We start from the raw sequence: 11604 nt of genomic DNA on the forward strand, positions 1-11604 counted from the left end.
GGCCGGGGTGGGCCGGCTTGAGCGGCCGGGGTGGGCCGGCTTGAGCGGCCGGGGGTGGGCCGCGCTTACGTGGCCAGCGTCGGTGAGCCCGTCGCGGCGCGGCCCGCGCTCAGCCGGATCAGCGCTCGGGCGGTGGGCAGCTCGGAACGGTCACCGTGAAGGTAGTGCCGCCGTCCGGGCCGGCCGGCTCCGCCGTCAGCCCGCCATGGTGGGCGTCGATGATCGCCTTGCTGATCGCCAGCCCCAGCCCGGTGCCCTTGATCCCCTGCGACACCGCGTTCGACGCCCGGAAGAACCGGTCGAACAAGTGCGGCCGTTGCTCCGCCGGGATGCCGATGCCCGTGTCGGTGACCCGTAGCGTCGTCGTCGCGGTCGCGTCGTCGTGGCGGCCGGTCAGGGTCACCGTGCCGCCCTGCGGGGTGTATTTCACCGCGTTCGAGATCAGGTTGTCGAGGACCTGGCGGAGGCGTACCGGGTCGGCGTGGGCGGGCAGGTGCCGGGCCACGTCCACCTCGATCGAGATGTCCTTGGCCGTCGCGTCCGGGCGGCGGGCGTCCACGCTGTCGACCACCAGCCGGATCAGCGACAGCGGGCGCGGTTCCAGTTTCAGCTGGCCGGCGTCGATCCGAGCCGTGTCCAGCAGGTCGTCGACCAGGCCCTGCATGTGGGCGCTGTGCTTGTCGATCACCGAGGCCAGGTGGCGGTGGTCGCCGGTGAGGCCGGCGTCGTCGAGGAGCATCTCCGTGTAGCCGCGGATCGTCGCCAGCGGGTTCCGGAGTTCGTGGCTGACCAGGGCGACCAGTTCGTCCTTGAGCCGGTCGAGTTCGCGCAGCCGGCGGTTCTGCTGCTGCTGGTCGTGCAGGACCTGCTCGCGGCGGTCGGTCAGTTCGCGGCGGGCGGTCACGTCGGTCGCGATGCCGTCGATGTACAGCCGGCCGCCTTCGGGGCGGGGCACCGAACGGATCCACACCCAGCGGGTGACGCCGTCCAGGCCGAGCAGGCGGACCTCCGCGTCCGCCGGTTCGCCGCCGAAGACCTTGTCGCGCAGCCGGGCCAGGGCCGGCATGTCGTCCGGGTGCACGTTCTCGGCCATGGTCTTGGCGATGTCGGTGCCCGCCGGCAGCTGCGCACCCAGGATGCCGTGGCTGTCCGGGCTGGCGTAGACGACGACGGGCCGGCCGTCGTCGATGGCGTAGGTCCACACGTAGTCGTTGACCTGGGCCACGACCCGGTCGAAGGCGCGCTGGGTGGCCGCCAGGACCTGGGTGAGTTCCTCGGCGCGGCGGCGTTCCAGGTGCCGGCCCAGGTGGGCGCAGACGCCGTCGAGCATGGTCAGCAGGTCCGCGTCGGGTTTCTCGACCGTGGTGCTCAGGAACAGCAGGACGCCGAGGATGCGGTCGTCGCTGCGGACGGGCAGACCCATGGCGGTACGCAGACCGGCGGCGCGGGCCTCGTCGCGGCGCACCGCCGTACGGGGATCGTCGGCGAGCTCCGGCACCCACAGCTCCGCGCCGGTCTCCCAGACGATCCCGGCCAGTCCGGTGCCCCGGGGCAGGACGAACGGCTTGTCGTTGGTCACCGCCGGCAGCGGATGCCCCGGCTCGGTCCAGTGGCCGACCCGGCTGATCAGGCCGGTGGCGTCGTCGGTGCGCCAGAACTCGCCGCAGGTCCAGCCGAGCGCGGTGGCGATGGCGGCCACGGTGCCGGTGGCGGCCTGCTCGGCGGTGGTGGCGTCGGCCAGGGCGCGGGCCACGGCGTGCTGGGTCTGCTGCAGTGTCGCGGCCCGGTGCTGGTCGGTGACGTCGTGCAGGGCGGCGACCGCGCCCAGGTGCCGGCCGTCGGCGGTGGTGATCGGGCGGGCGTTGGCCACGAAACGGCGTCGCCGGCCGTCGGCGGCCCGGACTGTCACGTCCTGCCCGTCGACGTGCTCACCGGCGTACGCCCGGGCCAGCGGCACCTCGTCCGGTTCCAGCGGGCGCCGGCCGTCCGGGTCGTAGAGCCGGCCCGCCGCGGTGAGTGAGGCGACCTCCGCGGGTTCCTCGCCCGGCTCGTACAGCGCGCGCAGGGCGCTGTTGCGCAGCACGAGCCGCCCCTCGGCGTCGCAGGCGGCCACCCCGGTGTCGAGGCTGTCGAGCAGCGTGTGCAGGAACGTCCGGTCGTCGTCGGCGCGTTGCCCGGCTGCCTTGCGGTCGGTGATGTCGTGCAGGAACGCGTGGCAGACCAGGGTGTCCTCGGCCACGACCTGGAGTGTCATCTCGATCGGGAACTCGCGGCCGGAACGGTCCACGGCTGCCAGTTCGAGGCGCTGCCCGGACAGGATCGACACGCCGGTGTCGCGTACCCGTCGCAGTCCGGCCTCGTGCGCGGCCCGGAAGCGGGCCGGCAGGATCAGCTCGCCGACCGGCCGGCCGATGGCCTCGGCCGCCGGGTGGCCGAAGAGCGTGGCCGCCGCAGTGTTCCAGGCCAGGATCACGCCGTCGGCGTCGGTGGACACGAACGCGTCGTGCGCGGTGTCCAACACCCGGCTCATGCGCTCGGTGGCCAGCCGCAGGTCCCGGTTCGCGGTCCGCAGCGCGATCTCCGTCTCGGCCGCGGTGGCCAGGGTCTGCACGATCGACAGCTCCTGCGGCGTCCAGTCGCGGGGCACGGTGTCGATCACGCAGAACGAGCCCAGCACCGTGCCGTCGGGGGCGTGCAGCGGATAACCGGCATAGGCCGCCACCTGCAGCTCGTCGATCGCGAGGTTGTCCCGCAGCCGGGGACCCCGAACAGCGGATCCAGGACGAGATCGACCGGGCCGTCCGTGGCCGCCTTCAACCGGGCCGCCAGCTGGGCGACATCGTCACCGTCCTTCAGCGGTACGACCTCAGCCGCCCCCGCTCGCGCAGCCCGCTGCCGGGCGGCGTGGGAACGGGCGGCCGCGGTCACCCGGCCGGCCCCGGCCAGCAGGGCCAGCTGTACGGCGGCCTGCCCGACCACACCGCCCGCGCCCAGCACCAGCACGTGCTCGCCCGGTTGCGGCTCACCGCGCCACGTCAGGGCCAGCTGCGCGGCCACCGCCGACAGTCCGAGCGCCGCGATCAGCCGGTGGTCGACGTCGTCCGGCAGCTCCACGGTGTCGGCGGCGCGCACGGCTGCGTACTCGGCGAGGCTGCCGTCACCGGGGCGCATGCCCGCAGTAGTGGGGAACCAGACCGCGGTGCCGTCGTCGCGGGTGCCGACCCCCTGCACGCCCGGGACGTACGGGGTGGCCGGTGCGCCGAAGTACGACGTACCGGATGCGCACAGCAGGTCGAGCGGGGTGATGGACGCGGCGGTGACCCGTACCAGGATCTCGTCCGTGGCCGGCACCGGCACCGCCCGGTCGCCGACCTCCGGGGGCGCGCCGCAGGCGTGCAGGAGCGCGGCCCGCATCACGTGGCGATGTCCGGGTACGGCATCTCGAAGTGCGCGAGCCGCGCCCCGAACGCCTTCTGGTATTCCAGCGGCCCATGGTCGCGCTCGAACATCGCGATGAACAGGGTCAGCGTCAGGAACGGGTGCGCGCCGAGCGAGAAGAGCGTGACGTGGTCATGCGCCGCCAGCGCCTCGCGTTCCTCGTCGGTGAAGCGCAGCCAGGTGCTGGCCTCACCGGCGTGGCAGTTCAGCACGGTGTTCGCGCACTCGATCTCCCACCACGTCACCGTGCCCCGCGGGTCCTCGCGGTACCGTTCGACCAGCTCGGGATCCCGGTCGACGTAGTACAGGAACTTGTCGAGCAGGTACTTGCTCATGCGTTCACCCCGTTCGGGTACCAGGTGAAGTAAGCCTCCATCGTGTGGAACAGGTCGAGACTGTCCACATAGTCGGCCTTCTGGCCGGCGCCGGCGACGCCCATCATCAGCATGAAGTCCATGAAGCCGTGGGTGGCGTTACCGGGGGAGTGCAGGCTGTCCAGGGTCACCTCGGCCAGGCAGCGTTCCAGGTCACCGGTGGCGATCCACTCGACGGCCTTGCGGTCGAAGTCGGGGTCCGGCCCGTGCGGCCCGAACTGGCGCGGCCCGCCCAGCTCCAGGGAGAGGTGACCGGTGCCGATCACGGCGACCCGCAGGTGGCTGGGCCACGACTCGACGATGTCGCGGATCGTCTGCCCGAGCTGCACGAAGCGCTTCGGCTGGGGCAGCGGCGGCGCGAAGATGTTGGTGTAGATCGGCACGATCGGCAGGTCGGCCTCGGGCCGCAGCGTGATGATCGGGCAGGTGATGCTGTGGTCGATCCGCAGCTCGTTGCTGAACGCCAGGTCGAAGCCCTCGTCGAGACCGGCCCGCAGGATGTGCGCGGAGAGGTCCTCGTTGCCCTTGAGCAGCATCCGCGGCAGGCCGAACTCGCGTTCCTCGTTGTAGAAGTTGGCGTCGTAGAACGGCGCCTTGCCCACCAGGAACTGCGGCATGTTGTCCAGCCAGAGCTGGTGGAAGTGGTCGGAGCCGACCATCACCAGCACGTCCGGGCGGGCCCGGGTCAGCGTCTCGCGGAACGCGGTGATCTTGCGGACCCACTCGTCCGCGAACGGCGGGCGGTCCTCGCCGGTGGCCGTACTGGCCTTGTAGTAGAAGGGGTGGTGGGTGGAGGCGATCACCGCGACGACGGTGGCCATGCCGGCTCCTTAATCCTCGTAGACGGCGTTGCGGTCGACGGTCAGATAGACGTCCATGCCGATCGGGTTGCGGCGTTCCTCGGCCAGGTGGCCGAGCAGGCCGGCCGCGCGGGCCAGCAGCGCGAAGCCGCGCAGCAGATCCACGGGCAGGCCCAGGTCGGCCAGGGCCGCACCGCAGACGCCGGCCCCGTTCAGCGGCAGGGTGCGGTTGAGCACCTGCGGGTGCACCCGGCCGATGGCCTCGAACAGGCGCAGGTGCGGGCCGCGCAGGCCTTCCTCCTCCGCGATGCGGATCAGGACAGGGGTACGCGGGTCCTGCTTCTTGTGCACCGGATGCCCGAGCCCCGGCACGAACTTCTTTGCGGCGCGGGCTTCGGTGACAGCGGCCAGCGCGAGGGCGTCGAAGCCCGCGTCGTCTTCCGGTACGCCGTCGGCCAGCACCCCGGCCAGGAACCGTCCACAGTCCTCGGTCACGCCCAGGAAGCGCGAGCCGCCACCGAGCAGGCCCGCGGCCAGCGCGCCCTGCAACGACTCCGGGGCGCTCAGGTAGGTCAGGCGGGCGGCGATCGCGGTCGGGGTGAAACCGTGGTCGGCCAGCGCGACCAGCACGGTCTCGAAGACCCGGACCTCGCCCGGGGTGGGCCGGCGACCGGCCACCAACCAGTACGCCAGCTCGCCGAAACCGACCTTGCCCATCAGGTCGGCGGCAAGATCCTGGCCGAGCAGCCGGATCTGGGTCTCGTCCGAGGTGCCGATCGCGGTCGGGAACCTCAGTCCTTCGTCAGCCACGCGCGAATCTCCTCACCGTGTTCGTCGAGCCCGGGCGGGGGCAGCTCGTAGCTCGCCGGGGTGCCGGAGAACGTGATCGGGTTGCGGACCCCGGGCACCCCGCCGGTCTCGACCACCGGGTCCAGCCCCAGCTCCGCGGCGAACGCCACGCCGCCGTCGATCGTGTTGATCGGCGCGCAGGGCACCCCGGCCGCGAGCAGTTCGCGGAACCACTCGTCCTTGGTGCGCTTGCTGAGCCGTTCCACCAGCAGCGGGCGCAACTCCTCGCGGTTGGCCGTACGGTCCTGGTTGCGCCCGAAGCGCGGGTCGTCCGGCAGGTCGGCCAGGTCGAGCACCTGGCACAGCTTGCGGAACTGGCCGTCGTTGCCGGCGATGACGATGAGCTCGCCGTCGGCGGTGGGCAGCGGCTCGTACGGGAACAGGCTCGGGTGCGCGTTGCCCATCCGGAACGGGACCGTGCCCCCGGCGACGTACGCGCTGGAGTGGTTGACCAGCCCGGACAGCGCGGAGGAGAGCAGGTTGACCTCGACGTGCTGGCCGGTGCCGGTGGCCCCGCGGTGGTGCAGCGCGGCCAGGATGCCGATGCTCGCGTGCAGCCCGGCCATCACGTCGAAGACCGAGATGCCGGCCCGGTACGGCGAGCCGTCGGGGTCCCCGGTCAGGCTCATGAGTCCGGAGATCGCCTGCACCATCAGGTCGTAGCCGGGGTAGTTGGCGCCCGCGCCGGTGCCGAAGCCGCTGATCGACGCGTAGATGATCTTTTCGTTGCCGGCCGCGACCGTGTCGTAGTCCAGCCCGAAGCGCTTGAGCCCGCCCGGCCGGAAGTTCTCGATCATCACGTCGGCCCGGCCGGCCAGACGCTGGGCCACGTCGAGGTCCTCGGGCTTCTTCAGGTCCAGCGCGATCGAGCGCTTGTTGCGGTTGATGCCCAGGTAGTACGTCGAGACGCCGTCGCGCACCGGGGGCATCCAGGTGCGGGTGTCGTCGCCGGCCGGGCCCTCGACCTTGATCACCTGGGCGCCGAGGTCGGCGAGCAGCATGGTCGCGTACGGACCCGCGAGGATCCGGGAGAAGTCCGCGACGAGCAGTCCGCTGAGGGGTCCCATGTGCCGCCTTTCCAAGGTCTGACCGCCAGGCTTTCCATGGTCTGACCGTCAGGCGGACAGGCGTCCGCGCAATCGCAAGTCTCGACTCACAGGCGCTGGACTGTCAACTGTCACCGCTCCGAAACATGCCCTTGACACTGCTGGTGAGCCGCAACACACTGGCGCCGAGGCAGTGACCGTCAGACGGACGCTTGTCCGGAGGGAGTTGACCGGGAATGACCGACAGTGTTCTGTTCCGCAACGGCACCGTGCTGACGATGGACGATCGGCACACCGTGCTGCCGAACGCCGACGTGCTGGTGATCGATCAGCGCATCGCCGAGGTGGGGGTCGGGCTCACCGCCCCCGAGGGCGCCACGGTGATCGACGCGACCGGCGGCATCCTGATGCCCGGCATGATCGACACCCACCGGCACATGTGGCAGACGGCGATGCGCGGCTACGGCGCCGACTGGACCCTGACCCAGTACTTCGTCTGGTACTACCTGGAATCCGGCAAGCTGTTCCGCCCCGAGGACATCCACGCGGGCAACCTGCTGTCCGCCCTCGAAGCGCTCGACGCGGGCGTCACGACGACCGTGGACTGGTCGCACGGCCTGCAGACGGTTGAGCACGCGGACGCCGCGGTCGACGCGCTGCAGGCGGTGCCCGGGCGGTTCGTGCTCGCGTACGGCAACATCCAGCAGGGCCCGTGGCAGTGGTCCGCGACTCCGGAGTTCCGCGACTTCGTGAGCCGGCGGTTCACCTCGGGCGACGACATGCTCGGCTTCCAGATGGCGTTCGACGTCACCGGCGACCCCGCCTTCCCGGAGAAGGCGGCCTTCGAGGTGGCCCGCGAGCTGGGCGTGCCCGTCACCACGCACGCCGGGGTCTGGGGCGCGACCAACGACGACGGCATCCGGCTCATGCACGAGCACGGCTTCATGACCCCGCAGACCATCTACGTGCACTCGGCGACGCTCAACCAGGACTCGTACCACCGGATCGCCGCCACCGGCGGCTCGGTCTCCGTCGCCACCGAGAGCGAGCAGAGCGCCGGGCAGGGCTACCCGCCCACCTGGGCCCTGCGCGACCACGGCATTCCGGTGTCGCTGTCCCAGGACACCAGCGTCTGGTGGAGCGCCGACCTGTTCTCCGCGATGCGCACCACGCTGGGCGCGGACCGCTCCCGGGAGCACATGGAGGCCCACCGGAAGGCCGAGACAGTGACCCACCTGCATCTGCGCGCCGAGCAGGTCGTCGACTGGGCCACCCGCGGCGGCAGCAAGGCCCTCGGGATGGACTCGGTCGTCGGCAGCCTGGAACCGGGCAAGAAGGCCGACGTGGTGCTGCTCAAGAACGACGACTCGCCGGCGATGTTCCCGATCCTCAACCCGTACGGCCACGTGGCCTTCCAGGCGCAGCGCGGCGACGTGCACACCGTGCTGGTCAACGGCCGGATCGTCAAGCGGGATCACAAACTGGTCGGCGCCGACCTGGCCGCCGCCCGGGAGAAGATCGGCCGGACCGTCGAGTACCTGCGGGCCACGCTGGGCGAGGAGGCCTGGGCCCGCGGAATGAACCCGGACGTGCCCGAGACGAAGGTGGGGGAGAACCCGTACCAGTACACCGAGTGGGACGCCGGCTCGGCGCAGTGGAAGCATTAGCCGGTCGGATCATCACGGGAGGGGGCTCGATGGCACGGGAGACCGGTCCTGACTTCATCGAGGCCCTCGCCCGCGGGCTGGACGTGGTGCGCAGCTTCCGGCCGGGCCGCCGGGTGTCGACGCTGAGCGAGATCGCCGCCGACACCGGGCTGGCCCGGCCGACTGTGCGCCGGATCCTGCTGACGCTCACCGAGCTGGGCTACGTGCGGGCCGTCGAGCGCGGATACACGCTGACCCCGCGGGTGCTCGAGCTCGGCATGGCGTACGTGAACTCGCTGGACATGTGGGACGTGGCCCGCCCGCACATGGAACGCCTGGTCGCGCTGACCGGCGAGTCCACCTCGATGGCCCAGCTCGACGGCTCCGACATCGTGTACGTGGCCCGGGTCGCGGTGCCCAAGATCGTCACGCTGGCCGTGTCGATCGGCACCCGGTTCCCGGCCGCCGCCACCTCGATGGGCAAGGTGCTGCTGGCCGCCCTGGATCCCGCCCAGCTGGAGAAGGTGCTGGCGGAGCCGGGCCGGTCCGGCATCAACGCCCGCTCGCAGCCGGACCGCGCGGCGCTGGACGCCACCCTGCGCGAGGTGCGCGCCAAGGGCTGGGCGCTGGCCGACCAGGACCTCGCCCTGGGCATCCGGTCGATCGCCGCCGGCGTCCGCAACGGCGACGGCAAGGTGGTCGCCGCGCTCAACGTCACCGTGCACGCGGCGGAGACGTCTGTCGATAAGTTGACAGGCGAGTATCTGCCGTTGCTGCTGCATGCGGCCGCAGACATAAGCCACGACTGGTCTTTGCTGGATACCGCGCCGATGGTGGTCCGGGGCTGACGGGCGCGACCCGGCTTTCTTAAGGCTCCCCTACTGGCAGGAACCGGTCGCTTACGGGCAGGATCGGCGCATGACGACCGCCGGCCGCCTGCCATACCCGATCGCCCTCACCGGAGACGGCATCTCGCTGCGCGAATGGCGGGACGAGGACCTCGACGATCTGGTGCGGCTGCTCGACGAGCCCGAGATCGCGCGCTGGACGCCGATGCCGTCCCCGTTCGACCTCGAAGCCGGTGTCGCGTACCTGAAACGGGCCCGGCAGAGCCGGGCCAGCGGCCAGCGCATCCAGCTGGCGATCACCGTCGACGGCACCCGCCCGGTCGGCGAGGTGCTGCTCTTCGGCGTCGACGCCGGCGTACGGGAGGCCGAGCTGGGCTACCTGATCGGCGCCGCCTACCGCCGGCGCGGCCTGGCGTCCACCGCCCTCTCCCTGCTTTCCGGGTACGCCCGCAGCACGCTCGGCCTGAGCCGCCTGGTGCTGCGCATCGACCCGGCCAACACGGCGAGCTGTGCCGTGGCCCGGCGCTGCGGCTACCGGCTCACCGGCGAACCACCCATCCTCCAGGAGGGCCCGTACGGCCCGAGCAGCCTCGACACCTGGGAACTGGTCTCGGCCGGCGGCGGCACGCGGCTGGAACGACTGAGAAATGTCGCAGCCCGGCGCTACGGTCGACGCGGGTGAAAGGTGGTTCCCATGGACGTGGACCGCAGACAGGTGATGGCCTACCGGGTGGCCGCGCTGGGCCTCGCCGAGCGCGGCAGGAAGCGCCCCGGTGACCTGCCCGTGCTCGACCTCGGCGTGCAGGAATACACGCCCGGCTCGGTGCAGGTGGCGCTGGCTGCCCGCACCGACGCCGAGCTCGCCGACGACCGCCTCCTGATGGTGTGGGCGGCCCGCGGTGCCCCGCACCTGCACCGCCGCAAGGATCTCAAGTCACTGGTCAAGGCACTCTGGCCGGTCAGCGACGCCGACGCGGCGGCCCGGATCAAGAGCGGGCAGATCCCCGAGGGCGGCAAGCTCGGCATCCAGGCGTTCACCGTGACCGCGCAGGCGTTCCGCGACGTGGTGCACTCCTCGATGCCCCGCGGCGAGGTCAGCACCCAGGTCAGCGCGCGGGTGCCGGCGGAGCTGACCTACGACTGCCGCAGCTGCGCGGCCCGGCACATCGCCGGCAACGTCTGGCAGCACTCCGGGCTGGCCGGCGGCGTCCAGGTCGAGTCCCGCGGCAAGGACGCGACGCTCGGCCCGATCCGCGACGCCCCGCCGCTGCCGAAGGAAAACGCCGGGATCGAAGCGCTGATCACGACCTATCTGCGGTTGCTGGGCCCGGCGACGCCGCTGGAGCTGGGCAAATATCTGGGCAGCTCCACCGCGGAGATGAAGAAGGTCTGGCCCGAGGACCTGGCCGAGGTGCGGATCGACGGCCGCAAGGCCTGGCTGCCGAGCGGGGCGGTGGCGGAGCTGGCCGCGGCCGAGCCGGTGCCGGGGGTACGCCTGCTGCCGGCGATGGACCCGTTGCTGCAGGCGCGCGACCGGGACGTGCTGGTGCCGGATCGGGTGCAGCAGAAGGAGATCTGGAAGCTGCTGGGCAACCCGGGCGTGCTGCTGTTGGACGGTGAGATTGCCGGGGTGTGGCGGGCGAAGATGGCCGGGAAGAAGCGCGTCGATGTGACGGTGACGGCGTTCGGTGCGCTCTCGGCGAAGGTGCGCAAGGCGGTGGAGGAGGAGGCGGCCGTGGTGGCCCGGGCCCGGGAGGCGGCCGAGGCCACGGTCAGCTTCGGCTGAGCCTGGTGGTCGGTGCGGCTACCAGGTGGATGGGGGCAGGTCCGGGTGGGTTGTGTCGCGGCCGGGACGGCAGCGGTAGGCCAGCGCCGCCACGATCACCGTGCCCCAGACGGCTGCGACCGCCGCCGCACCCCACCAGCCGAAGACGGCCAGGGTCAGGGCCGCGGCCCAGATCACCACGCCGGTCAGCACCAGCGACAGTGGCATGCGCCGGCGGGCGGGCAGGTCGCCGCGCATCCGGGCGCAGAAGTCCGGGTCGTCCCGGCGGAGCTGGCGTTCCAGCTGCGCCAGCCTGCGGCTGTCTTCCTTGCTGAGCATGTCGCCACCTCCGGCGGGGCCCGGACTGAAAGGCACATCGACCGGGGCCGTTGGCCACCCCGATCCCTGCCATTGTTACCCGCCGGTCATCAAATTCATACAGTCGGGGCACTTGCGTTCATGCCGGGTTCATGGACGGTTGCCGGGGTCGCCGGCATCGTCTGCGCGGCGCGGAAGACCCAGATCCGCATGAGCAGGAAACGCACCCCGGTGGCGACCAGGTTGGCTGCCACCAGCACGCCCAGTTCCACCGTGGTCGGTGGGTCGCTGACGGCGTGCAGCAGCGCCAGCGAGCCACTGGTCAGGCCCAGCCCGACGGCGAAGACGACCAGCCCTTGAGCCTGGTGACGCCAGGCGCCGTCGTGGCCGCGTACCCGGAAAGTGAGCCGCCGGTTGGCCGCCGTGTTCGCCACCGCCGTCACCAGCAGCGCGACCAGGTTGGCCGCCTGCGGGCCGGCGCCGGTGCGCAGCAGCGCGTAGAGCAGCAGGTAGGCCAGCG

At 71.7% G+C, this 11604-nt stretch carries 12 protein-coding genes; 4 read left to right on the top strand and 8 right to left on the bottom strand.

Translation table 11 applies throughout. From position 1 onward, the window contains the following. Positions 1-118: 118 nt before the first annotated feature. The 6 genes from AB0C29_RS15585 to AB0C29_RS15610 are packed head-to-tail and all read right to left on the bottom strand — an operon-like array spanning position 119 to position 6528. Complete coding sequence (locus AB0C29_RS15585; RefSeq protein WP_360820637.1) at positions 119-2722, bottom strand: ATP-binding protein; 2604 nt, start codon at positions 2720-2722, stop codon at positions 119-121. Then, positions 2656-3414, bottom strand: a complete 759-nt coding sequence (locus AB0C29_RS15590; protein WP_360820639.1) for a zinc-binding dehydrogenase — start codon at positions 3412-3414, stop codon at positions 2656-2658. The genes AB0C29_RS15585 and AB0C29_RS15590 overlap by 67 nt, the downstream gene beginning before the upstream one ends. After that, a complete protein-coding gene (locus tag AB0C29_RS15595) occupies positions 3414-3773 on the bottom strand; it encodes a hypothetical protein (protein WP_360820641.1) in 360 nt (119 codons plus the stop codon). The genes AB0C29_RS15590 and AB0C29_RS15595 overlap by 1 nt, the downstream gene beginning before the upstream one ends. Further along, a complete protein-coding gene (locus AB0C29_RS15600) occupies positions 3770-4633 on the bottom strand; it encodes an extradiol ring-cleavage dioxygenase (protein ID WP_360820643.1) in 864 nt (287 codons plus the stop codon). Before AB0C29_RS15600 ends, AB0C29_RS15595 begins: the two co-directional genes overlap by 4 nt. Before the next feature lie 9 nt (positions 4634-4642). Further along, entirely contained in the window at positions 4643-5422 is a 780-nt protein-coding gene (locus AB0C29_RS15605; protein ID WP_360820645.1) for a citryl-CoA lyase, read from the bottom strand. Then, positions 5404-6528, bottom strand: coding sequence for a CoA transferase (locus tag AB0C29_RS15610; protein ID WP_360820647.1), 1125 nt, complete (start codon positions 6526-6528; stop codon positions 5404-5406). The genes AB0C29_RS15605 and AB0C29_RS15610 overlap by 19 nt, the downstream gene beginning before the upstream one ends. Positions 6529-6743: 215 nt before the next feature. On the opposite strand from AB0C29_RS15610, the gene AB0C29_RS15615 reads away from it, so the two are divergent. The 4 genes from AB0C29_RS15615 to AB0C29_RS15630 all read left to right on the top strand — a co-directional run bounded on the left by AB0C29_RS15615 (position 6744) and on the right by AB0C29_RS15630 (position 10787). Then, positions 6744-8174, top strand: a complete 1431-nt coding sequence (locus tag AB0C29_RS15615; protein ID WP_360820649.1) for an amidohydrolase family protein — start codon at positions 6744-6746, stop codon at positions 8172-8174. 29 nt (positions 8175-8203) lie between these two features. Next, positions 8204-9001 carry an IclR family transcriptional regulator C-terminal domain-containing protein gene (locus AB0C29_RS15620; protein ID WP_360820651.1) on the top strand — a complete coding sequence of 266 codons (798 nt, stop codon included), beginning with the start codon at positions 8204-8206 and terminating at the stop codon, positions 8999-9001. A 70-nt stretch (positions 9002-9071) separates the two neighbouring features. After that, positions 9072-9683: a GNAT family N-acetyltransferase gene (locus AB0C29_RS15625; protein WP_360820653.1), complete on the top strand. Its 612-nt coding sequence runs from the start codon at positions 9072-9074 to the stop codon at positions 9681-9683. Between the two features lie 12 nt (positions 9684-9695). Continuing rightward, positions 9696-10787, top strand: coding sequence for a DNA glycosylase AlkZ-like family protein (locus AB0C29_RS15630; RefSeq protein WP_360820655.1), 1092 nt, complete (start codon positions 9696-9698; stop codon positions 10785-10787). An 18-nt stretch (positions 10788-10805) separates the two neighbouring features. Here AB0C29_RS15630 and AB0C29_RS15635 read toward each other — a convergent pair whose 3' ends face one another. Both AB0C29_RS15635 and AB0C29_RS15640 read right to left on the bottom strand, forming a co-directional pair. Next, positions 10806-11105, bottom strand: coding sequence for a DUF3040 domain-containing protein (locus AB0C29_RS15635; protein WP_360820657.1), 300 nt, complete (start codon positions 11103-11105; stop codon positions 10806-10808). A 95-nt stretch (positions 11106-11200) separates the two neighbouring features. Continuing rightward, a partial coding sequence (locus AB0C29_RS15640) for a GtrA family protein (protein ID WP_360820659.1) occupies positions 11201-11604 on the bottom strand: 404 nt, incomplete at its 5' end.

It is taken from the genome of Actinoplanes sp. NPDC048791, assembly GCF_040650095.1.
GTDB lineage: Bacteria > Actinomycetota > Actinomycetes > Mycobacteriales > Micromonosporaceae > Actinoplanes.

What these genes read in the sequence shown, in the direction of transcription:
- AB0C29_RS15620 (WP_360820651.1), top strand. Translation starts at nt 8,204, where the DNA reads ATGGCACGGGAGACCGGTCCTGACTTCATCGAGGCCCTCGCCCGCGGG.
- AB0C29_RS15595 (WP_360820641.1), bottom strand. Translation starts at nt 3,773, where the DNA reads ATGAGCAAGTACCTGCTCGACAAGTTCCTGTACTACGTCGACCGGGAT.
- AB0C29_RS15625 (WP_360820653.1), top strand. Translation starts at nt 9,072, where the DNA reads ATGACGACCGCCGGCCGCCTGCCATACCCGATCGCCCTCACCGGAGAC.
- AB0C29_RS15630 (WP_360820655.1), top strand. Translation starts at nt 9,696, where the DNA reads ATGGACGTGGACCGCAGACAGGTGATGGCCTACCGGGTGGCCGCGCTG.
- AB0C29_RS15635 (WP_360820657.1), bottom strand. Translation starts at nt 11,105, where the DNA reads ATGCTCAGCAAGGAAGACAGCCGCAGGCTGGCGCAGCTGGAACGCCAG.
- AB0C29_RS15590 (WP_360820639.1), bottom strand. Translation starts at nt 3,414, where the DNA reads ATGCGGGCCGCGCTCCTGCACGCCTGCGGCGCGCCCCCGGAGGTCGGC.
- AB0C29_RS15615 (WP_360820649.1), top strand. Translation starts at nt 6,744, where the DNA reads ATGACCGACAGTGTTCTGTTCCGCAACGGCACCGTGCTGACGATGGAC.
- AB0C29_RS15600 (WP_360820643.1), bottom strand. Translation starts at nt 4,633, where the DNA reads ATGGCCACCGTCGTCGCGGTGATCGCCTCCACCCACCACCCCTTCTAC.
- AB0C29_RS15610 (WP_360820647.1), bottom strand. Translation starts at nt 6,528, where the DNA reads ATGGGACCCCTCAGCGGACTGCTCGTCGCGGACTTCTCCCGGATCCTC.